Consider the following 25,572-nt stretch of genomic DNA (forward strand, 5'->3'; position numbering starts at 1 on the left):
TAGGGCCCTTGAAGACTACAAGGTTGATAGGTCAGGTGTGTAAGCGTTGCGAGGCGTTGAGCTAACTGATACTAATTGCCCGTGAGGCTTGACCATATAACACCCAAACTTGGGTGGGAGCCTTTAGCTAAATACTAAAGAGCACAAGCCAACTCTGAATAAAACAGAGTAACAAAACAATCGGCACCGCCGGTTCGTTTGAGAATCTCTTTTTAAGTGAACAACTTAAAAAACTCATGTATCCAACCTTATTTGCAACGTAGTCGCAGAGAACGTAAGACGACCACAATGCATACAAGTTTGCTTGACGACAATAGAGCTGTGGAACCACCTGAATCCATTCCGAACTCAGAAGTGAAACGCAGCATCGCCGATGGTAGTGTGGGGCTTCCCCATGTGAGAGTAGGTCATCGTCAAGCTCTTATCCAAAAGCCCTGATCATGTAAATGGTCAGGGCTTTTCTCGTTCTGGCTTGCCTTAATCATCGCGGACAGGGTCCGCTCCTACCTGTAGCAACCACGATGAATACACATCGCGGACAGGGTCCGCTCCTACCTGTAGCAACTACGATGACTACACATCGCGGATAGAGTCCTCTTCTACCTGCAGCAACTACGATGAATACTCATCGTGGGAGGGGGTCTTGTCCCCGAAAAGTGTCACCGTTAAGCCGGATCGACGATCCCCTGAGCGATTATCTCCAGTGCTGTAATGCTTGGGGTAAAGTCCTCTCCTGCCCGCCATAAACTAAGGTGAATAAACATCGTGGGGGACCCAGTCCCCGAGGGGAGTACTGTAAATTTGAAGTACTTCAATTGCGGACAAGGCCTGCTGTTAAAAGCAAGCCTCTGGCGCCTCTATGATTTAAAAACAGAATAAACGTCCGTTTTAAAATGATGAAAATGGACTAATTGCCATTTATTGTTCGATAGGCTGCACAATGAAAGAAGGGGAATGTAGTTACTGAGTTTGGCTTCATTAGTCACTGTAATTGACCGTTATGGTGAGTTATTAGTGAATTTTTCGTTAATTTTTGAGCGGAAATAAAATTTTTCTAATGATTGGTTTAGCCAATTGGTTAGCCCTATTTTTTAATAAAAAAACAGGTACGAGTGTACCTGTAAAAAATCTTGAAGCAGTCTCTGAAATTCTTATTCTGTCACAGTAAACATTAATAATAACAATCAAGTTGTCACCATCGTCCCAAAATCTCAATTTTTGTTCGTGGCACTTGCTTTATAGTTATGGGGTTTCACCTTGGCTATACGCGTTCTTACATTTTTTATACTTCTGACATTATCCGTTACCAGTCTTGCTGATTTAACACCGCTGAACGACAGTGAGTTATCTGCTGCTACCGGCCAGGCATTTCTGCAAATTGATCGCTCTTCCCAGGGAACAACTGACTTTACTAAGTTCACCTTCGGTATGAATATCGATACCTCGTTAAATGCAGATCTGGTTGAGCTGGGTCGTTATGAGCGTTCGGGTGAAGCGGCAGGCAGTAGTGATATCCGTATTAACGACTTCGCTTTGGGTAGTATTAATAATGATGGGTCTATTAATCCTTTTAATATTAAAGATCCTTTTTTTGAACTGGCGTTTGAAGATGTTGATGGTAAGGAGGAGCTTGTCGGTATTCGTTTGGGCTTTGGTGAAGCACTAGGAAAACTCAGCGGTAATATCGAATATTTAACAGGTAATATTGACGTAAATGTTATCGGTTCTGCTGCCCCTGTTAGAGCTGCAGCAAATGGATGCTTCTTACGAATTATTGGGTGTATTGTTACAGAAAGAGCAGCGCTTAGCTTGGCGGGTATTGATGATGATACTCGCTTGAGGGCTGCTGCAGTACTGGTTAACTCTTCTGGAAGCCCTGATGGTATTCGTGCCACACAAGTGGGGATTCCAAATGACGCAACGCTTAATTGTGTTTCTGATTGTAATCTCGGCGGTTTATCCGACTTCATTTTGGGGTTATTTGCATCTGATAACTGCCAAGTATTATCTCTAGCAACGTGTTTCTCTCTGGGTAACTTTCGTTCATTAGATATTGGTCAGCCAGGTTCTCCTGCTAGTGGGCTATTTTTGTCATTCCAAACTAAAGAAGTAACCTGGTATGACAATGGCTCCGGGACCTCTACACCTTTCGGTGCTTTTATGAATATTCCCAATGGGGGTATTACCGTAGATTTCGAGCAGTCGCTGAATGGTATTGAGCGTGTTCGGACAAAAATGCTGGACCCATATTATGACTAATAAAATTTCAGCAGTCTTGCTCACTTCTTTACTCCCTTTTTCTGTAGCGGCAGAACTGGTTAGCCTGAATGATCAGCAGTTAGGCGCCGTTGATGGTGAGGGTATTGGCTTTGTGCTTGAGGACTTTGCTTTTGAAGCCGGGACCGCCGTCGAATCCGGCAACCGGCTGGATATCAGTGGGATTAAAAACAGCAGTGGCCAGGATGTGGTACTCAGTGTCTCCCAATTTTACGTGGCCGGTTCAGGCAGTAATAAAGGCGCCAATGTTATCGGTAACCCGGTAAATCTTGGTCGCTTGTTGTATCCCTATAATATCGAGCTGGTTGACGGCGATACATTGGGGATTAGTGATAAAGCGGTGTTCGAATATGCAGCTCCTCAGCGTCTTGTCGGATCCAGTTCCGGCAATAAAAGCATGTTAGTGAATCAACTTGAAAATCGTACCGAGTCACGTTTCCCTGGCCAGCCGGTTGCGAAAGGACAGCGTGTTGATCGTGTCAGTGGGATCGACTACTCGGTATTGAGCAGCAGGGCTTCTGAGCAGGCGGACTTAGGTATTCGTTTTGATCTTGAGGTTGCCGGTGCCCGCTCCCAGTCGCTTGAAGCGCATGCAACGGGTTTTGTTACGGATGGCAGCTATTTGCGTTTGTGGGGGGAAAACAACGAAATGGTCGGTAACCTGGCAGTGAATGCATATGCTAAGTCGCTGACTTTTTATGCTTGTGATGCCAATGGTGCTAACTGCGGTCAGAATGTTACTTTCGGTGATTTTGTGCTGGAAAGTGAACTCGGCTGGGGACAGGAGCAACCGGTTACGTTTGAAGTGGATGCCAGTGGCAATTTCACGGTCGAAGTGGGAAGTATTGCGGGCCACTGCGGCTCAGTAAATTCAACCGGTGGTTGTGCTGATGCTGCGGGCCAGGCGTATTATCGTGATTTTTATGATAATGGTCCCCGTACCGATATTCATATTGGTAATGTGAGTGTTGGTAGTGCTGATTTTGGCAGTGCGACGGTTTCTAATTTGCAGATCCAGTATCTGCGGGCAACCAGCAGGGATTTGTAATGACGCGTTTTTTACAGTTGTTTGTTATCTTTATGCCGACCTTGGCATGGTCACTGGAGCCGTTGTCTGCTACTGAGCTGGATAATATTACCGGACAAGGGGGAGTGTATCTGTCAGGGGATCTGACGATTAATGAGCATGGTGGCCCGTTGAACAGCGATGGACCATCCGCAAATGGCTATAACTGGCAGACCAGTTGTGGCCCCGGAAGTTCTGACAGCCGTTGTGGTGCTCGTATCGCCGTGAATACCGGAGACGGTGGCGGCTGGCTGGTACTTGATAATATCCGTGGGCGCTTTTCTTTTGAAGGTTTGACGCTAAAAACCCGGAAAATTAACGCCGGGTTTGAGGGAGATGGTGCAACCTTTAATCGTGATGTATTTGAAATCGGTTTACCGAACAAACTGGATTATGACGATGCCTCTTTTACCATCGCAAACAGCAACCAGGCGAGGCCAACTGATATCGGATTTCAGCAAACCGATGTTATGACAATTGATGTAAATGGTGCCGCCAATTTGCAGGGGAATTTATTAATATTCCCGACGGGGACGCCGTGATGAAAAAGTTCGCGATATTCAGTGTATTGTGGCCGGCTTTCGTTAATGCCGGATTAGTACCTATCAGTGATTCGGAATTGCAGTCGATCAATGGTCAGGCCGGTGTGACTCTGGAAAACTCGTCGGCTTTTACGGTAGGCGAAGTGTCATATACGGATGATGGTAACAGTATCCAGTTGCGTGACATTCAGCGCGGCAGTCAGACCGATATTACCCAGGCCAGTGTATCCCGCCAGGTTGTGGATATCAGCGAAGACGGGCGGTTAAATATCGCTACAGAAATAGCTCCTACCCGGCTGACCGTCGGTTCGGTTCGTATCAATGACTCCAGCGCCAGCTTTGGTCGTTTTCAGCTTGATTACAGCGGCAGTAATCAGATCCGTATCGGTTCAGCCAGCGGAGATAATTTTCTTGAAGGTTCATTCCAGACGTCGATTTCAGATGCTGCTTTAACCTGGACGACCAATGGCAATTCACTGAGTTTTGATGATATTGGTTATAACGCCAATATCACCCGTCTGGGTATTGGCGAGGCGCATGATGGTGCACTTAGTGGATTGCGTTTTGACTTAGATGAGTTCAGCTATTCATTCTCTACCGGCGGTATGAAGCTCAATGGCGTGTCGTTGGGCACGCTGGCCGGTGAACTGGCGTTGTCAGGGAATGCCAGTTTGTTTGCCGGTGGTCGTAACGGCTCAGAAGGTATCCGTCTGGATGCCAGTATCGATATTCTTTCCGATCCGAATAACTACGTACGCTTTACCGACGATGGTAATCACCTGTTTATGGGGAATTTTAATGGTCGCCTGAATGTCGATAATTTTACGTTTGATGTTATGCCGGATCATTTATTACTGGGCTTCGATCAACTGGACGGTTCCTTTAATGCGGATCGTATAATGATTGGTGATGCGGCTAATCCGGTTGGTGCTTTACAGCTGGACTTCCGTTTAGCGGATGCTAGTGGTTATACCAATCGGATGCGTTTTTACCCGGGTATCCGTCAGCCCTTAAGCAGTTCTTTACCGGCGCTGAGTCAGCCTTACGCCAACCGTTTTTATGCTGGCCTGGGAGCTGACAGTGATGGTATGTCTGCTGCTGTCGAGTGGAGTCTGGCCAACGCCGAGGCGGCTTATATTGATAATGGCAATATGGTGGTCGCCAGTGGTATTCGTGGATTTGGTCGTTGTGACCTGACTCTGGATATCCGTGCATTTGATCATGACCTGAACGCGGGCACGCCCGATAAAGCCGCGATAGCACTGGGGATGAACCGTTTTCAGGGCAGCTACAGTATTGACGGTATGCGGGTCGGGCGCAAAGACGCACCCTTGCAGGGTGGAGCCGAGTTATTGTTATCACTGGAAGTCTTCCAGGCGATGGACTTTAATCTCGATGGCTATAGCCTGATCACTGCGGGAGGGGTCAGCGGTGGCGGCATTCAGCTGGATGGTGACTACTTCTTTACCGACTCCAATATTGGTTTATCGATTGACGAAAATGGTCAGGGAGTCTGGGCTACCGGGGTGAACTACGATATTCACTTACGTGGCTTCCAGATCGATGTCAGCGACAGCGGGCTGAGTATTAACCGCCGCGAGCAATGGAGCACCATGGATGTTGATAACATGCGCTGGGGCGACAAGGTCAGTGGTACCAGTCTGGGGCGGATTAAGCTGGAGCGTTTCGAAAAAGGATCTTCGTTAACGATAAACCCCGGCGGTGCGGGAGCCGTTTGTGTGGGGGCCAGTGCTGCTGATGCTGGAAGTTGTGCGACGGCAGGTGGTCGTTGGGAAGATCGCGGTAACGAAGGCCTCACAGTGGCGTTAAAAGCGGCGTTTGCAGCAGCAGGGCCAACCAGTGATGGCAGTACTGCACGCAACCGCCTGACCTGGGAAAACAATCGTGCAACCGATACCTCAGGTAAAGCTATTAATGGCAGCGGTACTCAGATTATTTTTGATGGCTACAGCACCAATGATGGTTTGGGTAGCAGTGATAGCAACGACTACGGTTTCAGGGCTGATCTGAAGATTGATGTTTATCAAACCAAGGTGGTGAAGAAAGGGAATCCGGCTACGGATGCTCAGGTTGGGCATGAATTGATTTACGATGATGACACCCTGACGACGTTCTCATATGTAGAAAACCCGACGGATGCGCAAAAGGCGCGCCGGCCGCTGGGTTTTGCAGTGCAGGGGAATGTGTCTTTCAAAGACTTTCAGGTTGATCGGGTGCAGCTCAAACACCCGGATGTTGTTGCTCCGCAAACGGTATTTTCCGGTATCGTGATGCAAAATCTGAACATGACCACCAACCTGACTGCGACACCGATCCGCTGAACGCTGCTGCAGAAGCGCTGCTTCAGGCGTATAATGCTGCAATCATTCAGAATTCTTGAAGCAGCGGAGTAGCACATGAGTCAGCAGGACCGTTTGGTCATTTTTGATACCACGATGCGTGATGGTGAACAAAGCCCGGGCGCGTCTATGACCAAGGATGAAAAGATTCGCATCGGTAAAGCGCTGGAAAAAATGCGCGTTGATGTGATCGAAGCCGGCTTTGCTGCCGCCAGTCCGGGGGATTTTGAGGCAATCGAAGCGGTTGCCCAAAATGTTCGGGAGAGCACGATCTGCTCGCTGGCACGTGCGGTTGACCGCGATCTGGAGCATGCTGCAGCTGCACTGAAACAGGCTGAGCGCGCCCGTATCCATACCTTTATCGCTACCTCTCCGATCCATATGCAATACAAGTTACGTATGCAGCCGGATCAGGTGGTTGAGCAGGCCGTTTATGCCGTCAAAAAAGCCCGTGGTTTTGTTGAGGATGTGGAGTTTTCCTGCGAAGACGCCGGGCGTTCTGAAGACGATTTCCTGTGTCGTATTATTGAGGCCGCGATTAATGCCGGTGCCCGCACCATTAATATTCCGGACACCGTAGGCTATGCTATTCCGGAAGAGTTTGGTCATAAAATCAAAACTCTGATTGAGCGTATTCCTAACTCGGATAAAGCGATATTTTCTGTACATTGCCACAACGATCTGGGGCTGGCGGTCGCCAACTCTCTGGCAGCGGTAACCAATGGCGCGCGTCAGGTGGAATGTACGATTAACGGTCTGGGTGAACGTGCCGGTAACGCCTCGCTGGAAGAGCTGGTGATGGCTACCCGTACCCGCCAGGATCTGTTTAATATCGAAACCGGCATTGATACCAGCCATATTGTCCCGACTTCCCGCCTGGTATCGTCGATTACCGGCTTTCCGGTACAACCGAACAAAGCCATTGTTGGCGCCAATGCGTTTGCGCATGAATCCGGTATTCACCAGGATGGTGTACTGAAGCATCGTGAAACCTACGAAATCATGAAAGCCGAAGACGTAGGCTGGGGCGCCAACAAAATGATTATGGGGAAACATTCTGGTCGCGCGGCGTTCCGCAGTCGCCTGGAAGAGCTGGGTGTGACCTTTGACACGGATGCTGCGCTGAATGAAGCATTTGCCCGTTTTAAAGAACTGGCCGATAAAAAACACGAAATCTTTGACGAAGACTTGCAGGCACTGGTGTCGGAAGCCAAACACGCGACCGTGTCTGATGCCTTTAAACTGATCTCACTGGAAAGCCATTCTGCCACCGGTGAAACACCGACTTCGGAAGTGGTGGTCAGCCTCAACGGTGAAGAACGGCGCAGTAAATCGGACGGCAGTGGTCCGGTGGACGCTACTTTTAAAGCGATTGAAGTTGTGGCTGAATCGGGCGCCAACCTGCTGTTGTATTCGGTGAATGCCATCACCGAAGGTACGGACTCTCAGGGTGAAGTGACAGTACGGCTGGAGAAGGCCGGCCGAATTGTAAACGGTAGCGGTGCTGATACCGATATTGTGATTGCTTCTGCTAAAGCCTATATCCATGCGTTGAATTTGCTGGAAGTGGCGGCTGAGCGCCAGCATCCACAAAACGACGGCGTATAACGGCGGAATTGTGCGCATGCTGGAACAAACCCGGCTGGATTATTTGCAGGCGATGGGCATTCGCCAATGGATGCCCCGTCAGCCTCTGCCTCATGCGCCGCAACCGCGCTGGTTGCCAGCGGAATCGGCGGAGCATCATTCTCATGAAGAGGTTGAGCAGTTGGCACAATCTCATCATATTCCACCGGTCATGGCTGCTGAGTTACTGGCGGTGGGGGATGCCGCTGCGAAGGTAGCCGAATCTTCTCCACTGAAGGAAGCGACGACGACAGCGGAACCCGCACCGCGCTCAGCTTCAGTACCGGAAATACCGGCAGAAGCGTCTGCCGATCTGACGCCCCCACGATTTGAATTACATTTTGTTCGTATTGGTCAGCGGGGGTTGTGGGTTTGCAGCGACAGCGCTGAGCTGGATCGGATGATGCGTTTCGCCTATCGGGTAATGCTGGGAATGCGCCAGCCGCAGGACATGATGCCGGCGCCACTCAGCTTTCGCTGGCCATTTATCGAATCCAGCCATCAGGATCAGAGTACACCGGTGGCATTGCAGGCTCTGTCTGCGCAATGGCAATATTTTGCCTCTCAGGGGGTGGAATACCTGGTGGCATTTGGTGAAGCGGCTCATCAATGGTTACCTCAGGCGGGGGGCGAGTTAACGTTTTATGCTCCGAACCTGGCTGAAGTTACCACCACGGCCAGTGAAAAACGTCGTTTATGGCTGGCATTATTACGCCAGGGGCAAACCCTGTGAGTCATATTCGCGCCGCCAACGTTAACGACCTGGATGCCATTATGGCGATTGAGCAGGTTGCTCATGCTCATCCCTGGGCGCGTAGCATTATGCTGCGTTATCTGGAAAAACCCGGAGTGTGCCGGGTGCTGGAAAATAATGGCGAAATACTGGCTTATGCTGTTGTTACTGTGATTGCTGCTGAAGCTGAGTTATTGACGATTGCGGTTGCACCTGCGGCACAAGGTCGTGGACTGGGACAAGTTATGACGGATGATGTCATCGCCAGTGCCCGCCAGAGAGAGGCGCAACAGATTTTTCTCGAAGTTCGGGAAAGTAACCAGAATGCCATCGCTGTTTATGAAAAAGCCGGCTTCTGTCAGGCTGGGCGACGCCCGGGTTATTATCCCCTGATCAATCGCAGCGGCAAAACCATCGGCCGCGAAGACGCTTTGTTGTACGTATTGCCGTTGTTGTAAAACGGTAACAAACCGGACAGCTGTTATGTTGAAAACCCCGGATGTTGTACTGGCCCTGCCAGGTTGGTTATTGCTGCTCAGTGCGCTGCTGAGCGTGCTGTTAATGGGAATTGCGCTACGCCGGGTCAACTGGCAGGCATTACGTGAATACCGTGGCACTCAACACCTGTTCTGGGGCAGTGTGGTGGTGGTTGCGGTATTCTGGTATCTGCGTGCCGGTATTCAGCCGGGCATTGAATTTCATATTCTCGGTTATACGGCACTGATGCTGATGATGGGCTGGCCGCTGGCATTATTAGCCGCCTTTTTTATACAGCTGCTGATGCTGATTTCCGGACAGTTTGTCTGGCAGGAGCTGGGTTACCAATATCTGTTTTTTAGTGTGTTGCCGGTGTTATTCAGTTATAGCTTTTACCTGTTGGTGTATCGTCGCCTGACACATAATCCGTTTATTTATATTCTGCTCGCCGGTTTTTTTAATGCCGCTCTGACCCATGCCTTTACGGATCTGTTACGCAGCGCGTTATTAACACTGCTGGAAATTTATTCGCCGCAACTGATCTGGCGTGATTATCTGCGCTATTTACCTTTAATGATGTTTCCCGAAGGGGTCGTGAACGGCATGTTTATCTCCGGCATGGTGGTATTTCACAGCCGCTGGCTCAGTACCTTTGATGAAGATTCGTACTTTCGCTAGCAGATCAGCGTGGCGCGTATTTCTGCAGCTTTCGCTGTAATGTGCGGCGGTGCATATTTAACGCCCGGGCGGTCGCTGAAATATTACCTTCGTGTTCATTTAATACCCGCTGGATATGCTCCCACTCCATTCGTTCGACCGACATTACTTCTGCCGGGGTGTCGCTGGCAGGGTGCTCCGGATTATCCGAGAAGGCATTAATCAACTCCTGTAACGTTGCCGGTTTGTGCAGGTAATTGTAGGCCCCGAGTTTAACGGCTTCGACGGCGGTGGGGATGCTGGCATAACCGGTTAACATCACGATGCGGCTATCGGGTAACAGTTGTGTCAGTGGCTGAATCAGTGGCAGACCCGATTCATTCGCCAGGCGCAGATCCAATACGATCCAGCGGGGGCGGAAATTCTCTGCCAGCGTTAATGCCTCGGCGGCGCTGGCTGCGTGTTGGCTGGGGTAGCCCTGGCGTTCCAGACTGCGACATAACACCTGGGTGAAATGCAGGTCGTCATCAATGATTAATACGCTGGGTTTTGAGTCAGTCATAAAACAGCTTAACTTCCTGGCGATAATAATGGCAGACGAATACAACAGCGGCTGGCGCCGTTTTCTTCTGCGGTGAGATGGATGTGGCCACCAAACTGCTCGACGCTGGCATTGCTCAGATACAGGCCTATGCCCATGCCATGTTCTTTGGCACTGGAAAACAGCGCCTGCTGGCGGATCTGAGTGGCTGCATGAGCATCGGGCTGGCGAATAGTCAGTTGCCAGAAGCCGTCCTGCTGGCTGCTGTTCAGTTCAATCGGCTGGTGGCCGGCTTCGGCGGCATTATCGAGTAAATTCAGTAACGCCTGATCCAGTAGTGGTGAGGCTGCTACCTGGGCGCTGGTATTGATACCATTATCAACCCACAGAGCATTCGGGTGACTCAGGCGCCAGCGGTGTAACAGAGTACATAACCAATGGTAAGCATCCTGTTGTCCGGTTTCGTGGGCGTGGCGTCCGGCGTTGGCCAGGTGCTGTAACGACTGACGGCAGCTGGCGACCTGCTCGCGCAGCAGATGCAGGTCCTGTTTGGTGAGTGGGTGGTCGGGCTGTTGGGCGATGTCATCCAGAATCATATGCATGGTCATCAGCGGGGTGCCCATTTCATGTGCCGTGCCAGCCGCCAGGGTGGCGATACCGATCAGTTGTTCATTTTTCAGTTGCTGTTCGCGCAGACTCTGAATTTCTTTTTGTTGCTGTTGCCGGGCACGTAATAACATCGGAATAAAGGTGATCACAATCAGGGCGCTGATCACAAAGGTCAGCCACATGCCTGCCAGGTGCCAGTCGAATAATGAGCGGTTATGCAGACCATGTTGGTGATCTGCCGATAACAATGGCTGGTACCATTGTGTCAGGGTGCTGTAGTCAACGATACACAGCAGGGTGATCCATAGTGTCATGCGGTTGTTCAGGCTGTAGGCCGCAAATACCAGCAGCACCAGAAAATACGAAATAAACGGGTTGGTGGCCCCACCGGTAAAAAACAATAAGCCGGCTAATAACTGGGTTTCCAGTGCCAGATGCAGCAGCAGGTGCCAGTCTTTCAGCTTGCGTTGTTGTCCCTGCCAGATACTGACCAGCATCAGTGGCATATACAGGGCAAGCAGCAGCCAGGCCGGTTCCAGTTTGTCGAACCCCTGGTATTGCAGGTAGCCGAGAAACATCAGCCAGACACTGGCGATGGATATGCGCAGCAGAGCCAGGCGGCGCAATACCAGGTTAAGGTCGTTATTCATCATTGCTCCAGTATAACGTTAAGCCGGCTTTTGATTTCTTGACTGTGCGCATATGTCGCACCGGGCTGGCTCTTTTTATGCACACCGCAGTGTTTCGGAGACTGGCTGACACGGCTGCCAGGCGTCTGACAGACGGCGTGAATGCCGTTATAATGCCGCGCTTTATCATCAGCCTCCAGCCCAGCAGGATTTTGCCATGAGCAGTGCTTTTTCGGCCGAAGTCGGTAACCGTCGTACCTTCGGTATTATTTCTCACCCGGATGCCGGTAAAACCACCATCACAGAGAAGCTGCTGTTGCTGGGCAACGCCATTCAGCTGGCGGGTACGGTTAAGGGCAAAAAGACCGGTCGTATGGCGACCTCCGACTGGATGCAGATGGAGCAGGACCGGGGAATTTCGATTACCACCTCGGTGATGCAGTTTCCTTATAAAGACCGCATGGTCAACCTGCTGGATACTCCCGGGCACGAAGACTTCTCGGAGGATACTTACCGCACACTGACTGCTGTGGACTCGGTACTGATGGTTATTGACGGTGCCAAAGGTGTGGAAGACCGGACTATCAAGCTGATGGATGTCTGTCGTTTACGTGACACGCCGATTTTCACGTTTATCAATAAAATGGACCGCGAAGTGCGTGACCATATTGAAGTCCTGGACGAAATTGAAACCGTACTGAAAATCAAATGTGCACCGGTCACCTGGCCGATTGGTATGGGGAAGGCGTTCCGCGGGGTTTATAACCTGTATACCGACACCGTTCATTTATTCCAGCCGGGACAGGCATCGGTGGTACCGGATGATGTACAGATCAAAGGTATCGATTCTGCCGAAGCGCGTGCGGAGCTGGGTGATGAGCTGGTGGATGAACTGATCGATGAAGTTGAACTGGTGCGTGGCGCCAGTTATGAGTTCGACTTGCAACAATACCTGGATGGTGAAATGACGCCGGTATTTTTTGGTACGGCACTGGCCAACTTTGGTATTCGTGAAATGCTTAATTATTTCGTTGATTGGGCACCAGCGCCGATTGAGCGTGAAACTAAAGAACGGACGGTTAAACCGGACGAAGAAAAGTTTTCCGGCTTTATTTTTAAAATTCAGGCCAATATGGACCCGAAACATCGTGACCGTATTGCCTTTATGCGTATTTGTTCCGGCACTTACACCAAGGGTATGAAAATGAAACATACCCGTATCGGTAAAGACATTAAGGTCGCGGATGCTGTTACCTTCCTGGCGGGCGACCGTTCGAATGTGGAAGAGGCTATTTCCGGTGAAATCATCGGTTTGCATAACCATGGCACCATTCAGATTGGTGATACCTTTACCCAGGGAGAGGAATTACAGTTTACCGGCATTCCCCATTTTGCCCCTGAGTTGTTTCGTCGTGTCCGGCTGAAAGATCCGCTGAAAATGAAGCAGCTGCAAAAAGGCCTGCAGCAGTTATCGGAAGAAGGGGCAACCCAGCTGTTTATGCCACTGAATAACAATGATCTGATTCTCGGGGCTGTAGGTGTTCTGCAGTTTGATGTGGTGCAGCAACGCTTACGGGATGAATACAAAGTGGAATGTATTTATGAGCCCATCAGCGTAACGACGGCGCGCTGGGTTGCATGTGATGATGAACGTAAGCTGGAAGAGTTCCGTAAAAAAGCATCTGAGAATCTGGCCATCGATGGTGGTGGTCACCTGACGTACATTGCCACCTCACGCGTGAATCTGAGCCTGACGGAAGAGCGCTGGCCGGAGATTGCATTCCGGGCCACACGCGAGCATTAATTTAACAAGACTACTTGCTATCAGATATTTTTGTGGCAGCAACAGGATGTTGCGGTAGCGCGGCAGGGCTATGGATGGCGCCTCGTGCGGCGAGAAAAAATGTCTGATACCTGTTAGGCCAGTTGTTGAGGATCCTGCTCCTTAACTTGCGACCGGATACTTTTGAACTAGGCTTGCTCTAGGAAATAATTATCGGATCAAAGGTTATGATTGCGTTCTTTTTAGTCAGTATGGGGATTGCCGGGGCGTTATGTTTCGCTGCGTATTATCTGATTCAGATGAAGGTGCTGGAAGAAGTCCTGACGCTGGATGACGGTAAAGGCTATTACCTGATTGCCTGTATTCTGATTGGCTTTGTTGTCAGTGCGGCCGGTTTTTATGTCGGCCAGACGGCAGGCTACGACCAGCAGGAGGCTACCTCGACTATGATGGCGCTGGCGATCCTGCTCGATATTATGGTAGCCTTGCTCACCCTGATTTATGGCCTGGTGAAGTTTCGCGAGCCAGAGCACTATTAATCATGAAATAAGCCTGAAAAAGGGGCGGTTTTCGGGCTGAAGAACACACTGGGCAAAATATTGCGCAGAATCATCCAACGCCTTGCGAATATCACTTGCTAATGGTGAAACCTTCCTATAGAATGCCGCCCTCTTTTCGAATCAACCTGCCCTTGAAGGCGAGAAATTGATGAAAACTTACAGCGCAAAACCCGAAACCGTAAAACGTGAATGGTTTGTAGTTGATGCAGCTGAGCAAACGCTGGGTCGTCTGGCTACTGAGGTTGCTCGCCGTTTGAGAGGCAAGCACAAGCCAGAATACACTCCTCACGTAGATACCGGCGATTACATCGTCGTGATCAACGCAGATAAAGTGAAAGTAACCGGTAATAAAAGCAGTGATAAAATGTATCACCGCCACACTGGTTACCCTGGTGGTCTGAAGTCTATCTCTTTTGAAAAGCTGATCGACCACAAACCAGAACAAGTGATTGAACTGGCTGTTAAAGGCATGCTGCCTAAGAACCCTCTGGGTCGTGCTATGTTCAAGAAAATGAAAGTTTACGCTGGTGATGAGCATCCACATGCTGCACAACAGCCACAAGAACTGAAAGTAGGATAAGATCATGGCAGAACAATACTACGGTACTGGTCGTCGCAAGACTTCTACTGCACGTGTTTTCTTACGTCCTGGTACTGGCAACATCGTTGTTAACAAACGTCCTCTGGATGAATACTTCGGTCGTGAAACTGCTCGTATGGTAGTTCGCCAGCCTCTGGAACTGACTGAAAGCTTAGAGAAATTCGATATCATCGTTAATGTAAACGGCGGTGGTGGTAACGGTCAGGCGGGTGCAATCCGTCACGGTATCACTCGCGCACTGATGCAATATGATGAAACTCTGCGTCCTTCTCTGCGTGCTGCGGGTTATGTAACTCGTGATGCTCGTGAAGTTGAGCGTAAGAAAGTGGGTCTGCGTAAAGCACGTAAGAAGCCACAGTTCTCCAAGCGTTAAGCTTGCCTCCGTTCCCGCTTGCGGGAAAACGGAACAAAAGAAGCGTCCCTTGGCCTATGTCAATGGACGCTTTTTTTATGCCTAAAACCCCATGCTTTACGGGCTTTTACAGTTGTCTCGGCGGGCGCTTTTCTTTAGTATGTGCGCCGCTCTGTTTGCTATGTTCGGGCTGTATAAAAAGTGCACAATAGTGCAGCTGTCGGCTGGCAACATTAGATTTTTTTTGATGGGAGAAGATGGTAATGAGTCAAGACGGCGTGAATAAGGGTCGGCGCACTCTGCTCGTAGGCGCGACTGCTGCTGTCGGTGCTGTCGGTGCGGGATTTGTCGCAGTACCCTTCGTAAAATCTTGGAATCCAAGTGAAAAAGCGAAGGCAGCGGGTGCTCCGGCAAAAGTGGACGTAAGCAAAATTGAACCAGGTGCAATGCTGACCGCCGAATGGCGTGGCAAGCCGGTTTATATTGCGCGTCGTACCGAAGAAGCTCTGGCAACGCTGCCAGCTCTGAATGATCGGTTGAAAGACCCTGAAAACAGTGTCAAAGATCAGCAACCGGCGTACGCAGATAACATCAACCGTTCCCGTAAACCGGAACTGATCGTTCTGCTGGGCGTTTGTACTCACCTGGGTTGTGCACCGAAATATTTCGCAGAAGTAAAGCCGGAACCTTTCGATGCTGATTGGAAAGGCGGCTGGTTCTGCCCATGTCACGGCTCCCGTTTTGACTTGTCCGGGCGCGTATTTAACGGTTCTCCGGCGTCTACAAACCTGGTCGTTCCTCCATATTCTTATGAGAGTGAGAACGTTGTGATCATTGGTGTTGATGAGGAGAACGCTTAATGAGCAAGCTGAATGCCCTGATGGGCTGGGTCGATGACCGCCTGCCGGTAACCCAGACCTACGAAAAGCATATGTCTAAGTACTATGCTCCGAAGAACTTCAACTTCTGGTACTTCTTCGGCGTCATCTCTATGTTAATGCTGGTTAACCAGATTCTGTCTGGTATCTGGCTGACCATGAACTTCACTCCAAGTTCTGAAGCGGCTTTTGCTTCCGTTGAATACATCATGCGTGATGTTGAGTGGGGTTGGTTAATTCGTTATATGCACTCCACCGGTGCGACCTTCTTCTTTGTTGCGGTATACCTGCATATGATGCGTGCATTGCTGTACGGATCCTACCAGAAGCCACGTGAGCTGATCTGGATCTTCGGTATGCTGATTTACCTGCTGCTGATGGCGGAAGCCTTTATGGGCTACGTATTACCATGGGGCCAGATGTCTTACTGGGGCGCTCAGGTAATTATTTCGTTGTTTGGTGTCATTCCTTTTGGTATTGGTGACGCTCTGGTTGAGTGGGTCCGTGGTGACTTCCTGATTTCCGGTGCAACACTGAACCGTTTCTTCGCATTACACGTAATCGCTCTGCCATTAGTGATTGTGGCGCTGGTGGTTATGCACTTACTGGCACTGCACGAAGTGGGCTCTAACAACCCGGACGGCGTGGACATCAAAAAACACAAAGATGAACAGGGTAAGCCGCTGGACGGCGTACCGTTCCACCCTTACTACACCGTACACGATATGGTGGGCATCGTTGTCTTCCTGATGGTGTTCTGCAGCGTGATGTTCTTTATGCCGGAAGGCGGCGGCTTTATGCTGGAATACGCTAACTTCGAACCGGCTAACGGCCTGAAAACCCCTGAGCATATTGCTCCGGTTTGGTACTTCGGTGCGTTCTACGCCATTCTGCGTGCTATCCCTGACAAACTGATGGGTGTGGTTGCTATGGGGGGTGCGATTGCGATTCTGTTCGTGCTGCCGTGGCTGGATAAGAGTCCGGTACGCAGCTGGCGCTACAAAGGCTGGATCAGCAAAATCTTTATTGTGGTATTTGCGATCGCCTTCGTATTACTGACCTGGCTGGGTACTCAGCCGGCGACTGACCTGAACACTCTGCTGGCGCGAGTTTCCTCGGTGATCTACTTCGGCTTCTTCCTGCTGATGCCGATCTACACCAAAATCGAGAAAACCAAACCTGTGCCAGAGCGTGTAACCGGAGGTCACTAAGCATGAAAAAATTATTTATTTTCCTGGCTGCTATGGTCCCGGCGATTGCCGCGGCCGCCGGTGGCTCTCATATCCATCTGGATGAGCACAAGACGGACCTGCACGACAAAGCGTCGCTGCAGCGTGGTGCCAAGGTTTACATGAACTACTGCATGGGTTGTCACTCGCTGGAACACGCGCGTTACAACCGTGTTGCCCGTGACCTGGACATCCCGGAAGAGCTGATGATGGAAAATCTGGTATTCCCGGATAAAAAGATCGGCGAGCTGATGAGCAACGCGATGCGTAAAGAAGACGGTAAAGCCTGGTTTGGTGCCACGCCTCCGGATCTGACGCTGGTTGCCCGTGTCCGTCGCCCGGACTGGCTGTATACCTACCTGCGCAGCTTCTATGAAGACCCAAGCCGTCCATGGGGCGTTAACAATGCGGTGTTCAAAGATGTGGGTATGCCTCACGTACTGGCTGACCTGCAGGGCCGCCAGGTAAAAGGTACTGCTCAGGTGGCTGTTGGTCATGACACGCTGACGGGACAGGAAATCACCGAAGAAAAAGAGGGTGTATTGTATCTGGCAGAAGAAGGTTCTTTATCGACTGCTGAATACGATAAGCTGGTCTTTGATCTGGTTAACTTCCTGACCTACGTGGCTGAGCCAATTGCGGTTGAGCGTCAGCGTATTGGTTGGTGGGTATTGCTGTTCCTGGCGATTTTCTTTGTTCCTGTGTACATGCTGAACAAAGAAATGTGGCGCGATATTAAATAACGTCCGCCCACCGGAAAAAGCATGTCTGGCCCGGCCGTATTTTACGGTCGGGCTATTGTTGTTTTTAGGTTTACTGAGAAAAGTGAGGAAAATATGGGAGTTGTAGCCAAGCGCTCTTCCATGACGTTTTATTCAGATGCGTCTGATCATTACAGTCACCGCGTACGTATCGTACTGGCGGAAAAAGGGGTTGCCGTCGAAATTCACGATGTAGACCCGGACAACAAGCCAGAAGATCTGGCCAGCCTCAACCCATACAACTCATTGCCTACTCTGGTAGACCGTGACCTGGTTCTGTATGACGCTAACGTCATGATGGAATACCTGGATGAGCGTTTCCCTCACCCGCCATTATTGCCTGTCTACCCGGTTGCCCGGGCGCAAAGCCGGTTATGGATTAACCGCATTGAAAAAGACTGGGCTGAACTGATTAAAACCATTCAGTGGGGTGCGGATAAAGACGCAGAAGCGGCTCGTAAAGAGCTGACCGAAAGTCTGACCGCCATTGCTCCGATTTTCGCTGAAATGCCGTATTTCATGAGTGAAGATTTTTCACTGGTAGATTGTTGTGTGGCACCAATCCTGTGGCGGTTACCGATACTGGGTATTGAGCTGCCGGAAAAACAATGCAAACCGCTGCTGAGTTATATGGAACGTCTGTTCGAACGTGAATCGTTCCAGGCCAGTCTGTCCGAAGCTGAGCGTGAGATGCGTGACTGATGGATAATCAGATGACACCAAGCCGCCCGTATCTGATGCGGGCGTTGAACGAATGGATCCTCGATAATCACTGCACACCCTATGTGTTAGTGGATGCCGGAATTCAGGGTGTTCAGGTGCCTCAGGATTACGTGAACAACGGTCAGATCGTGCTGAATGTCAGCCCCAGTGCGGTGCAGAATCTGCTGATCAATCAGGATGGTTTATCTTTCAGTGCCCGCTTTGGTGGTGTGCCAATGGAAGTGTATGTGCCGATTGTTGCTATCCTGGCGATTTATGCCCGGGAAAACGGTCAGGGCATGGTGTTTGGTTCTGAAGCCGGTGCACCGGATCCGAATCAGCCACCGGAACCTCCGACGCCGGATAATGAGCCACCGAAAAAAGGTGGGGGCCGGCCGTCACTGAGCGTGGTGAAATAATTTCCCCGTCAGCAACAGAGCATAAAAAACCGCCAGCTGGCGGTTTTTTTATATCCCGAGATCAGCGTCAGAGGTTTTTTTCGCGCAGCAGGTTGGCTTTAATCAGTGGCCACTGCTCATCCCAGTATTGAGTGGGTTTGGCGCTGAACTCGGTACGTACATACTGGCGGATACGACCTTCCAGCAGGGCTGTCAGCAGGTTGGCTTCAGCACTGATGGTTTGTGTCGGCACTAAGCCTTCGCGCATTTCTGCTTCACGCAGAATCTGTTTCAGCTGCGTTTCAATGCGCTCAAAAAACTGCTGGATGCGGTGGCGTAAACGTTCGGTTTCGCCTGCCAGTGCATCTCCCGACAATAACCGGCACATGCCGGGATTTTTTTCGGCGAACGTGAGTACCAGCATCAGTGTTTTCTCACAGCGCTGATCGGCGTTATTAATTTCCTGCAGAATCAGGTTGATGCGGCTGAATACGGTATCTTCAATAAAACTGATCAGGCCTTCAAACATTTTGGCTTTGCTGGGGAAGTGGCGATACAGCGCCGCTTCCGACACGCCCACCGCCTTGGCCAGGTTAGCGGTGGTAATACGCGCCCCCGGGTTGTTCTCCAGCATGTGGGCCAGCGCCTGGAGAATCTGGTCACGGCGGGAAATTTTTTCCGCGTTATCGGTCATAGCTGTTCCTTACCGGTTCAGAAGCTGTTGCGGGCGTTGGTGATCAGAGTACCAACCCCTTCGTCGGTAAACAGTTCCAGCAGGGTGGAGTGGGAAACCCGGCCATCAATGATATGGGCACTGGTCACGCCGGCATGTACGGCATCCAGCGCACACTGAATTTTTGGCAACATGCCACCATAAATGGTGCCATCGGCGATTAATGCATCGACCTGTTCGGTAGTCAGGCCGGTCAGAATTTTTCCTTCTTTATCCATCAGGCCGGCGATATTGGTCAGCAGGATCAGTTTTTCGGCCTGCAGAACTTCCGCCACTTTACCCGCCACCAGGTCGGCGTTGATGTTGTAAGAAGCGCCGTCTTCTCCAACACCAATTGGAGCAATCACCGGAATAAAGTCGCTCTGGGTCAGCATATCCAGCACCTGGGTATTGATGTGGGCAACTTCACCCACGTGACCGATATCGATAATTTCCGGCTGCTGCATATCCGGGGTGTTATGGCTGACTTTCAGTTTTTTCGCGTGTAACAGCTGGCCGTCTTTACCGGTCAGGCCCAGTGCCTTACCGCCGTTCTGGTTGATCAGATTAACAATGTCTTTATTCACCAGGCCACCGAGCACCATTTCAACCACGTCCATGGTTTCTGAGGTGGTGACCCGCATGCCATTGATAAAACGGCTTTCGATATTGAGTTTATCCAGCAGTTCGCCGATCTGAGGGCCGCCGCCGTGGACCACGATCGGATTAATGCCAATCAGCTTCAGCATCACCATGTCGCGGGCGAAACTGTTTTTCAGTTCTTCGTCGATCATGGCATTACCGCCGTATTTCACCACGATGGTTTTTCCGACAAAACGCTGCAGGTAGGGCAGAGCTTCGCTGAGAATCTGGGCGGTGTGCATAGCGGCTTTACGCGGTAATGGCATGTCTGGCTCCCCGGGGACGAATAAAAACACTCAGGCTGATGAGAATAACGGCCAAAACCGGCCTGGGGCCGGTTCTGAGCGCTGCGATTATAGCGCGAAAGGGAATATAAGTTCTAGAAATGCTGTGTGGTTACTCAGAATGGAAGCTGCAATTCCGGTGCATGCCGGGTAAGTGCCTGCTTCATTCTTTGCTGAATCCGGTCAATGGCTGCGCTGTCATTGCCGGCAAACCGCAACGTCAGTTTTGGCGTGGTGTTGGATGGCCGGATCAGCCCCCAGCCATCGCTGAATTCAAGACGCAGGCCGTCGGTGGTAAACACCCGGGCGTCTGCGGCGAGCTGATCATCGCTGGCCAGCAGTTTCAGCACGTCGAACTTGCGGCTGTCGCTGGTATCTATGGTCAGTTCGGCGGTGCTCACATCTTCCGGCAGGGTGGCAAACAACTCCGCCGTTGAACAGTTGCTGGCGCTGATAATTTCCAGCAGGCGGGCGGCGGTATATAAACCATCGTCAAAGCCGTACCAGCGATCCTGAATATAAAAATGGCCGCTGAACTCGCCACCAATAATGGCGTTGGTCTCCAGCATGCGTTTTTTCATCAGTGAGTGGCCGGTTTTCCACATTCCCGGACGGCCACCGTGGCGGCTGATCAGTGGTGCCAGGTGACGTGAGGATTTAACGTCGTATAACACGTCACGTCCCGGGTTGCGTGGCAGGATATCTTCAATCAGTAACATCAGCAGACGATCGGGCCAGATGATTTTTCCCTGGTTGTCGATCAGGGCGACGCGGTCGCCGTCGCCATCAAAGGCCAGGCCGAGATCAGCCTGATGCTGCTTAACCGCACTTTGCAGGGCGGCCAGATTATGTGGCTGACTGGGGTCGGGATGATGGTTCGGGAAGTTGCCGTCAACATCGCAATAAAGCGGGATGCAGTTAATGTTGAGCATTTCCATTAGCTGTTGCGCCGCTGGCCCGGCGATGCCGTTGCCGGCATCAATCACAATGTTCAGGTCGCTGCTGATCTGCACATCTTCTTCGATTCGTTGCAGATAAGCCTGCTGCAGATCCCGCTGTTCGTTGCCACCCGGGGTGTTGGCCGCCACATCCCCACGGGCAATACGATGATACAGCACCATCAGCTCTTCCTGTGCCAGAGTTTGTTTGTCGATGACAATTTTCAGGCCGTTGAATTCCGATGGGTTGTGGCTGCCGGTAATCACCACGCCACAGGATGTGTCCAGCTCATGAGTGGCAAAATACAGCAGGCCGGTCGGGTGGGCGCCGAGGGTGATGGTGTGGCAGCCACTGTCGTTAATCCCCTGCTGTAACGCAGCTGCCAGTTCCGGGCTGGAAGGGCGACCGTCCCAGGCAATGCTGATTTTAGTAAAACCGCGCTGTTGCACCTCGGCGCCAAGCGCGCGACCGATCCAGTAAAGGGTGTCGTGATTCAGCTGTTCGCCAACCAGACCACGGATATCGTAAGCCCGGAAAATATCGGCCGGTATTTCTGGTATCTGTTCTTCGGCCATTTCTTCAACCAGCATGGCCGCAGGTTCGGCACTATTCTTAGCGTCTGGGCGGGGTTTATTGATGCGTGGTTGTTGCAGTGCAACGTCCTGTTTTTCCCGTTCTGGTGGGTTGTTGCTGTTGTGACCTTCTGTTGCGAGCGGACGGGCGGTTTTCAGCAGATGTTCCATATGCTGGGCAATATCGTGGAACACCTGCAGGGTAAAGCGCGGGAACTGGTTATCGCCTTTGCGGCTGAGGTTACGAACGTAGGTCAGCAGTTGCAGCTGGTTGCGTCGCAGTGCCTTGTTCTGCAGAAAAACAATCAGGAATAGTCCGGTCAGGGTGGCGATTAATACAATCACCCAGGCTGACGCGAGTGGCATCAGTTCCAGCTGTGGCCGTTCTGCCGTTGGGATATAGGTCAGGTACCAGAAGTCATTGATGGAGTGAGTCACCGCCGTGCCAGACTGGTGGGTATCGTTGCCGAAACGGAAAATCTCAAACCCTTTGCTCTGGTCCGGATCGATCTGCTGGTTAACCACCACCTGGCCTAACTGATTGCTGGTACCAGCCTGAAACTGCTTCAGCCAGCCGGCACCGTATTCCACCAATAATACCCCGACAATCTTTCCGCCCGGCTGTTTGATGGCGGAGGCCCAGAAAAACTGTTGTTTGTTATTACGCTTCACCGCCTCCAGCTTCATTTCTGCGCCATTCAGAGTGCGGCTCACCACTTGCTGTACGGCGTAGCCCATGCTCGCCTGCAAGCCCATCGCCTGCTCACGTTGCAACAGATAAATCCGGTTAGCGCCGGGCATAAACTGTTTCAGGGTCGCTTTCCAGGCCAGGTCCGGCTGTTGCAGTGCCGCCAGGGTTTTCGGGTGGCGGCTGGCAGCCAGCTGCAGCTGGCGGGTGTCGCTGAGCTGACCCTTCAGTGCATGTGCCATCTGACTGGCCATGGCCTGGGCGAAGGCGTTATCGACTTCTGACTGAGTAAACAGATTGACCTGAACACTCTGAAACGCCATACCTGCGGAAATAAACAGCAAAGCCAGCCAGATGGTAATGCGGCTGTACATCACTACAGTGCCTTTCGGGCGGCGGACTTCGGTGTTCATCGGGAATCCTTTCGGTCATTTATTTTTAGATAATACGCCTGATGTATCAGTTGAGCGGATGGCTGGCCGTGTCAGGCGGCCAGCATAACCTGCTTCAGCTGCGGCCTGAATGGCCAAAGCCGCCACTGCCACGTTCAGTTTCGGTGAATTCCTGCACGACTTCAAATTCAGCCTGTACCACAGGCACCAGTACCAGCTGAGCCAGACGCTCGCCAATTTCAATGGTGAAGCTGTCTTTACCGCGGTTCCAGCAACTGACCATCAGTTCCCCCTGGTAATCGGAGTCGATCAGGCCAACCAGATTGCCCAGCACGATGCCGTGTTTATGGCCGAGGCCGGAGCGCGGCAAAATCATCGCTGCCAGCGACGGATCTTCGATATATATCGACAGTCCGGTACGGATCAGCTGAGTTTCGCCCGGGTGCAGGGTTAACGGGGCGTCCAGGCACGCGCGCAGATCCAGTCCGGCTGAACCTGAGGTCGCGTATTCCGGCAGCGGAATTTCGTGGCCCAAACGTTCGTCCAGCAGGCGTACTTGTAGTTTTTGCATAACAGTGTCGTCTTATTTCTTGGTGTATTGTTGGTAGCGGTGGGCAATCAGCTCAATCAGCTGGCGTGCCATGGTGTCTTTGCTCATCGAGTCGAACGATTGCTGGCCGTCGGACCACAATACCGTAGCGGCGTTATGGTCGCTGTTAAAGCCGATATCGTCACGTGATACATCGTTGGCAACAATCATATCCAGATTTTTATTTTCCAGTTTGCCGCGGGCGTAATCTTCCACCGCCTGGGTTTCAGCGGCAAAGCCGACGGTAAACGGACGTTGTTCGTGTTGTGCCACCGTAGCGACGACATCCGGGTTTTTAATCATGGTCAGATCCATGCTGTCGCCGGATTTTTTGATTTTCTGGTTAGCGACATTCAGCGGGCGGTAATCGGCAACGGCAGCGGCAGCAACAAAAATCTGGCAGCTGCTGATGTGTTCCAGTGCGGCTTCCAGCATATCGCGGGCACTTTCAACTTTTTCCAGATTAACCCGTTCCGGTGCCTGAATGGTTACTGGCCCGGAGATCAGGGTTACCCGGGCGCCGGCGTCACGGGCGGCGGCGGCAATGGCATACCCCATTTTGCCGGAGCTGTGGTTGCTGATGTAACGCACCGGGTCAATGGCTTCGCGGGTTGGCCCGGCGGTGACCACCAGATGCAGGCCGGCGAGAATGCCGCTTTCAAACAGTTCAGCACAGTTGGTGGCCAGTACTTCGGGCGCTAACATGCGACCGGGACCTATGTCGCCACAGGCCTGCTCGCCTGCGTCTGGTCCGAATACGTGCAACTTGTTGCCTTTAACGTTAATCAGGCGTTCCAGGTTCTGCTGGGTGCTGCCGTCACGCCACATCGCCTGGTTCATCGCCGGGGCCAGTGCCAGCGGTGCTTCGGTGGCGAGGCAGATGGTGGTCAATAAGTCGTCTCCCAGACCCTGTGACAGGCGGGCGATAAAGTTGGCCGATGCCGGAGCAACAACCAGCAGATCGGCCCATTTGGCCAGTTCGATATGACCCATGCCGGCTTCGGCTTCCGGGTCCAGCAGTGCATGATGCACCGGGTTGCCGGATAACGCCTGGAGCGTCAGCGGGGTAATAAATTCCATCGCCCCTTTGGTCATTACCACGCGCACATCGGCGCCGGACTTTTTCAGCTGGCGCACCAGCTCGGCAGATTTATACGCGGCAATGCCACCGGTGATGCCCAGCAGAATGCGCTTGTTGGTCAGTTGTTGCATGCAAATCATCGCGCTGATTAGAATGAGGCGAGTATATATCAGCGACATACAGGGAGGTAGGTTATGTCGATCAGCGACTGGCCGGAAATGGAACGACCACGGGAGAAACTGCTGAGCCAGGGTGCCCAGGTGTTATCGGATGCCGAATTACTGGCCATCTTTCTGCGTACCGGGGTGGCCGGTAAAAGTGCCGTCGATCTGGCGCGCGAGCTGCTCAGTCAGTTCGGCAGCCTGCGCGCCTTGTTGCAGGCCGACCAACCAACCTTCTGCAGTCATCTGGGGTTGGGCAGTGCTAAATTTGCTCAGCTGCAGGCGGTTCTGGAAATGGCAAAGCGGCATCTGGCGCAGGAGCTGCAGCGTGGCGATGCATTAACCAGTCCACAACTGACCCAGCGGTACTTGCTGGCTCAGCTGCGCGATCGCAGCCAGGAAGTGTTCGCCTGCCTGTTTCTGGATAACCAGCACCGGGTGATCCGCTATCAGGAATTATTTCATGGCACCCTGGATGGTGCGGCGGTGTATCCGCGCGAGGTGGTCAAACAAGCGCTCAGCCAGGGCGCAGCGGCGGTTATTTTGGCCCATAATCACCCTTCCGGGGTCGCTGAGCCGAGCCGCGCCGACCGGGCAATTACCGATCGCCTGCAACAGGCGCTGGCACTGGTGGATATCCGGGTACTGGATCACCTGGTGGTTGGTGATGGTTATTGTGTGTCGTTTGCTGAGCGCGGCTGGTTAAGCTGAAATCCGCCGGATTTTGCTGA

At 51.7% G+C, this 25,572-nt stretch carries 25 protein-coding genes and 2 rRNA genes; 20 read left to right on the forward strand and 7 right to left on the reverse strand.

From position 1 onward, the window contains the following. The 10 genes from ACFOMG_RS00005 to ACFOMG_RS00050 all read left to right on the forward strand — a co-directional run. Positions 1–96: ribosomal RNA gene (locus ACFOMG_RS00005) — 23S ribosomal RNA — on the forward strand; the annotation flags it as partial. 207 nt (positions 97–303) lie between these two features. Next, positions 304–419 (forward strand): 5S ribosomal RNA (gene rrf / locus ACFOMG_RS00010). A gap of 838 nt (positions 420–1,257) precedes the next feature. After that, positions 1,258–2,259: a hypothetical protein gene (locus ACFOMG_RS00015; RefSeq protein ID WP_376864049.1), complete on the forward strand. Its 1,002-nt coding sequence runs from the start codon at positions 1,258–1,260 to the stop codon at positions 2,257–2,259. Then, positions 2,252–3,325 (forward strand): hypothetical protein, encoded by a 1,074-nt coding sequence (locus ACFOMG_RS00020; RefSeq protein WP_376864050.1) that lies wholly within the window; start codon positions 2,252–2,254, stop codon positions 3,323–3,325. The genes ACFOMG_RS00015 and ACFOMG_RS00020 overlap by 8 nt, the downstream gene beginning before the upstream one ends. Beyond that, the gene (locus tag ACFOMG_RS00025) at positions 3,325–3,885 is read left to right on the forward strand and encodes a hypothetical protein (protein WP_376864051.1); all 561 of its coding nucleotides are present in this window, start codon (positions 3,325–3,327) and stop codon (positions 3,883–3,885) included. The genes ACFOMG_RS00020 and ACFOMG_RS00025 overlap by 1 nt, the downstream gene beginning before the upstream one ends. Beyond that, complete coding sequence (locus tag ACFOMG_RS00030) at positions 3,885–6,227, forward strand: DUF6160 family protein (RefSeq protein ID WP_376864788.1); 2,343 nt, start codon at positions 3,885–3,887, stop codon at positions 6,225–6,227. The genes ACFOMG_RS00025 and ACFOMG_RS00030 overlap by 1 nt, the downstream gene beginning before the upstream one ends. 75 nt (positions 6,228–6,302) lie before the next feature. Continuing rightward, the gene (locus ACFOMG_RS00035; RefSeq protein WP_376864052.1) at positions 6,303–7,853 is read left to right on the forward strand and encodes a 2-isopropylmalate synthase; all 1,551 of its coding nucleotides are present in this window, start codon (positions 6,303–6,305) and stop codon (positions 7,851–7,853) included. A 16-nt stretch (positions 7,854–7,869) separates the two neighbouring features. Continuing rightward, the gene (locus ACFOMG_RS00040; RefSeq protein ID WP_376864053.1) at positions 7,870–8,604 is read left to right on the forward strand and encodes a hypothetical protein; all 735 of its coding nucleotides are present in this window, start codon (positions 7,870–7,872) and stop codon (positions 8,602–8,604) included. Next, a complete protein-coding gene (gene rimI / locus ACFOMG_RS00045; protein ID WP_376864054.1) occupies positions 8,601–9,062 on the forward strand; it encodes a ribosomal protein S18-alanine N-acetyltransferase in 462 nt (153 codons plus the stop codon). Before ACFOMG_RS00040 ends, rimI begins: the two co-directional genes overlap by 4 nt. Positions 9,063–9,087: 25 nt before the next feature. Next, positions 9,088–9,759, forward strand: a complete 672-nt coding sequence (locus tag ACFOMG_RS00050; RefSeq protein WP_376864055.1) for an energy-coupling factor ABC transporter permease — start codon at positions 9,088–9,090, stop codon at positions 9,757–9,759. A gap of 4 nt (positions 9,760–9,763) precedes the next feature. Here the strand turns inward: ACFOMG_RS00050 and ACFOMG_RS00055 are convergent, their stop codons facing one another. Beyond that, positions 9,764–10,300: a response regulator transcription factor gene (locus ACFOMG_RS00055; protein ID WP_376864056.1), complete on the reverse strand. Its 537-nt coding sequence runs from the start codon at positions 10,298–10,300 to the stop codon at positions 9,764–9,766. An 8-nt stretch (positions 10,301–10,308) separates the two neighbouring features. Further along, entirely contained in the window at positions 10,309–11,541 is a 1,233-nt protein-coding gene (locus tag ACFOMG_RS00060; protein WP_376864057.1) for an ATP-binding protein, read from the reverse strand. A 193-nt stretch (positions 11,542–11,734) separates the two neighbouring features. On the opposite strand from ACFOMG_RS00060, the gene ACFOMG_RS00065 reads away from it, so the two are divergent. The 9 genes from ACFOMG_RS00065 (at position 11,735) to ACFOMG_RS00105 (ending at position 18,802) form a co-directional block, all read left to right on the forward strand. Next, entirely contained in the window at positions 11,735–13,321 is a 1,587-nt protein-coding gene (locus tag ACFOMG_RS00065) for a peptide chain release factor 3 (RefSeq protein ID WP_376864058.1), read from the forward strand. A gap of 206 nt (positions 13,322–13,527) precedes the next feature. After that, on the forward strand, positions 13,528–13,839 hold the full coding sequence (locus ACFOMG_RS00070) for a hypothetical protein (protein WP_376864059.1): 312 nt from the start codon (positions 13,528–13,530) through the stop codon (positions 13,837–13,839). A gap of 169 nt (positions 13,840–14,008) precedes the next feature. Continuing rightward, positions 14,009–14,440, forward strand: a complete 432-nt coding sequence (rplM, locus tag ACFOMG_RS00075; RefSeq protein WP_376864060.1) for a 50S ribosomal protein L13 — start codon at positions 14,009–14,011, stop codon at positions 14,438–14,440. A 1-nt stretch (position 14,441) separates the two neighbouring features. After that, positions 14,442–14,834, forward strand: coding sequence for a 30S ribosomal protein S9 (gene rpsI / locus ACFOMG_RS00080; RefSeq protein ID WP_376864789.1), 393 nt, complete (start codon positions 14,442–14,444; stop codon positions 14,832–14,834). A 242-nt stretch (positions 14,835–15,076) separates the two neighbouring features. Continuing rightward, positions 15,077–15,673: a ubiquinol-cytochrome c reductase iron-sulfur subunit gene (gene petA, locus ACFOMG_RS00085; RefSeq protein ID WP_376864061.1), complete on the forward strand. Its 597-nt coding sequence runs from the start codon at positions 15,077–15,079 to the stop codon at positions 15,671–15,673. Next, positions 15,673–16,902, forward strand: a complete 1,230-nt coding sequence (locus ACFOMG_RS00090; RefSeq protein ID WP_376864062.1) for a cytochrome b — start codon at positions 15,673–15,675, stop codon at positions 16,900–16,902. The genes petA and ACFOMG_RS00090 overlap by 1 nt, the downstream gene beginning before the upstream one ends. 2 nt (positions 16,903–16,904) lie before the next feature. After that, positions 16,905–17,663: a cytochrome c1 gene (locus ACFOMG_RS00095; RefSeq protein WP_376864063.1), complete on the forward strand. Its 759-nt coding sequence runs from the start codon at positions 16,905–16,907 to the stop codon at positions 17,661–17,663. Between the two features lie 93 nt (positions 17,664–17,756). After that, a complete protein-coding gene (gene sspA / locus ACFOMG_RS00100; protein ID WP_376864064.1) occupies positions 17,757–18,383 on the forward strand; it encodes a stringent starvation protein SspA in 627 nt (208 codons plus the stop codon). An 11-nt stretch (positions 18,384–18,394) separates the two neighbouring features. Next, positions 18,395–18,802 (forward strand): ClpXP protease specificity-enhancing factor, encoded by a 408-nt coding sequence (locus tag ACFOMG_RS00105; RefSeq protein WP_376864790.1) that lies wholly within the window; start codon positions 18,395–18,397, stop codon positions 18,800–18,802. 67 nt (positions 18,803–18,869) lie between these two features. On the opposite strand, the gene slmA is transcribed toward ACFOMG_RS00105, so the two are convergent. The 5 genes from slmA to coaBC all read right to left on the reverse strand — a co-directional run bounded on the left by slmA (position 18,870) and on the right by coaBC (position 24,811). Then, positions 18,870–19,475 carry a nucleoid occlusion factor SlmA gene (slmA, locus tag ACFOMG_RS00110; RefSeq protein ID WP_376864065.1) on the reverse strand — a complete coding sequence of 202 codons (606 nt, stop codon included), beginning with the start codon at positions 19,473–19,475 and terminating at the stop codon, positions 18,870–18,872. A 17-nt stretch (positions 19,476–19,492) separates the two neighbouring features. Continuing rightward, on the reverse strand, positions 19,493–20,401 hold the full coding sequence (gene argB / locus ACFOMG_RS00115) for an acetylglutamate kinase (RefSeq protein WP_376864066.1): 909 nt from the start codon (positions 20,399–20,401) through the stop codon (positions 19,493–19,495). 134 nt (positions 20,402–20,535) lie between these two features. Then, positions 20,536–23,031 carry a phosphomannomutase/phosphoglucomutase gene (locus tag ACFOMG_RS00120; RefSeq protein WP_376864067.1) on the reverse strand — a complete coding sequence of 832 codons (2,496 nt, stop codon included), beginning with the start codon at positions 23,029–23,031 and terminating at the stop codon, positions 20,536–20,538. A gap of 94 nt (positions 23,032–23,125) precedes the next feature. Next, the gene (dut, locus tag ACFOMG_RS00125) at positions 23,126–23,581 is read right to left on the reverse strand and encodes a dUTP diphosphatase (RefSeq protein WP_376864068.1); all 456 of its coding nucleotides are present in this window, start codon (positions 23,579–23,581) and stop codon (positions 23,126–23,128) included. Positions 23,582–23,593: 12 nt separating this feature from the next. Next, positions 23,594–24,811, reverse strand: coding sequence for a bifunctional phosphopantothenoylcysteine decarboxylase/phosphopantothenate--cysteine ligase CoaBC (coaBC, locus tag ACFOMG_RS00130; RefSeq protein ID WP_376864069.1), 1,218 nt, complete (start codon positions 24,809–24,811; stop codon positions 23,594–23,596). A 63-nt stretch (positions 24,812–24,874) separates the two neighbouring features. On the opposite strand from coaBC, the gene radC reads away from it, so the two are divergent. Then, positions 24,875–25,552, forward strand: coding sequence for a RadC family protein (gene radC, locus ACFOMG_RS00135; protein WP_376864070.1), 678 nt, complete (start codon positions 24,875–24,877; stop codon positions 25,550–25,552). Positions 25,553–25,572 lie beyond the last annotated feature (20 nt).

Origin of the sequence: Bacterioplanoides pacificum, assembly GCF_042648445.1 — a bacterium.
Classification (GTDB): Bacteria; Pseudomonadota; Gammaproteobacteria; order Pseudomonadales; family Oceanobacteraceae; genus Bacterioplanoides; species Bacterioplanoides pacificum.

What these genes read in the sequence shown, in the direction of transcription:
- ACFOMG_RS00020 (WP_376864050.1), top strand. Translation starts at nt 2,252, where the DNA reads ATGACTAATAAAATTTCAGCAGTCTTGCTCACTTCTTTACTCCCTTTT.
- ACFOMG_RS00025 (WP_376864051.1), top strand. Translation starts at nt 3,325, where the DNA reads ATGACGCGTTTTTTACAGTTGTTTGTTATCTTTATGCCGACCTTGGCA.
- ACFOMG_RS00030 (WP_376864788.1), top strand. Translation starts at nt 3,885, where the DNA reads ATGAAAAAGTTCGCGATATTCAGTGTATTGTGGCCGGCTTTCGTTAAT.
- ACFOMG_RS00035 (WP_376864052.1), top strand. Translation starts at nt 6,303, where the DNA reads ATGAGTCAGCAGGACCGTTTGGTCATTTTTGATACCACGATGCGTGAT.
- ACFOMG_RS00040 (WP_376864053.1), top strand. Translation starts at nt 7,870, where the DNA reads ATGCTGGAACAAACCCGGCTGGATTATTTGCAGGCGATGGGCATTCGC.
- ACFOMG_RS00050 (WP_376864055.1), top strand. Translation starts at nt 9,088, where the DNA reads ATGTTGAAAACCCCGGATGTTGTACTGGCCCTGCCAGGTTGGTTATTG.
- ACFOMG_RS00055 (WP_376864056.1), bottom strand. Translation starts at nt 10,300, where the DNA reads ATGACTGACTCAAAACCCAGCGTATTAATCATTGATGACGACCTGCAT.
- ACFOMG_RS00060 (WP_376864057.1), bottom strand. Translation starts at nt 11,541, where the DNA reads ATGATGAATAACGACCTTAACCTGGTATTGCGCCGCCTGGCTCTGCTG.
- ACFOMG_RS00065 (WP_376864058.1), top strand. Translation starts at nt 11,735, where the DNA reads ATGAGCAGTGCTTTTTCGGCCGAAGTCGGTAACCGTCGTACCTTCGGT.
- ACFOMG_RS00070 (WP_376864059.1), top strand. Translation starts at nt 13,528, where the DNA reads ATGATTGCGTTCTTTTTAGTCAGTATGGGGATTGCCGGGGCGTTATGT.
- rplM (WP_376864060.1), top strand. Translation starts at nt 14,009, where the DNA reads ATGAAAACTTACAGCGCAAAACCCGAAACCGTAAAACGTGAATGGTTT.
- petA (WP_376864061.1), top strand. Translation starts at nt 15,077, where the DNA reads ATGAGTCAAGACGGCGTGAATAAGGGTCGGCGCACTCTGCTCGTAGGC.
- ACFOMG_RS00090 (WP_376864062.1), top strand. Translation starts at nt 15,673, where the DNA reads ATGAGCAAGCTGAATGCCCTGATGGGCTGGGTCGATGACCGCCTGCCG.
- ACFOMG_RS00095 (WP_376864063.1), top strand. Translation starts at nt 16,905, where the DNA reads ATGAAAAAATTATTTATTTTCCTGGCTGCTATGGTCCCGGCGATTGCC.
- sspA (WP_376864064.1), top strand. Translation starts at nt 17,757, where the DNA reads ATGGGAGTTGTAGCCAAGCGCTCTTCCATGACGTTTTATTCAGATGCG.
- ACFOMG_RS00105 (WP_376864790.1), top strand. Translation starts at nt 18,395, where the DNA reads ATGACACCAAGCCGCCCGTATCTGATGCGGGCGTTGAACGAATGGATC.
- slmA (WP_376864065.1), bottom strand. Translation starts at nt 19,475, where the DNA reads ATGACCGATAACGCGGAAAAAATTTCCCGCCGTGACCAGATTCTCCAG.
- argB (WP_376864066.1), bottom strand. Translation starts at nt 20,401, where the DNA reads ATGCCATTACCGCGTAAAGCCGCTATGCACACCGCCCAGATTCTCAGC.
- ACFOMG_RS00120 (WP_376864067.1), bottom strand. Translation starts at nt 23,031, where the DNA reads ATGAACACCGAAGTCCGCCGCCCGAAAGGCACTGTAGTGATGTACAGC.
- dut (WP_376864068.1), bottom strand. Translation starts at nt 23,581, where the DNA reads ATGCAAAAACTACAAGTACGCCTGCTGGACGAACGTTTGGGCCACGAA.
- coaBC (WP_376864069.1), bottom strand. Translation starts at nt 24,811, where the DNA reads ATGCAACAACTGACCAACAAGCGCATTCTGCTGGGCATCACCGGTGGC.
- radC (WP_376864070.1), top strand. Translation starts at nt 24,875, where the DNA reads ATGTCGATCAGCGACTGGCCGGAAATGGAACGACCACGGGAGAAACTG.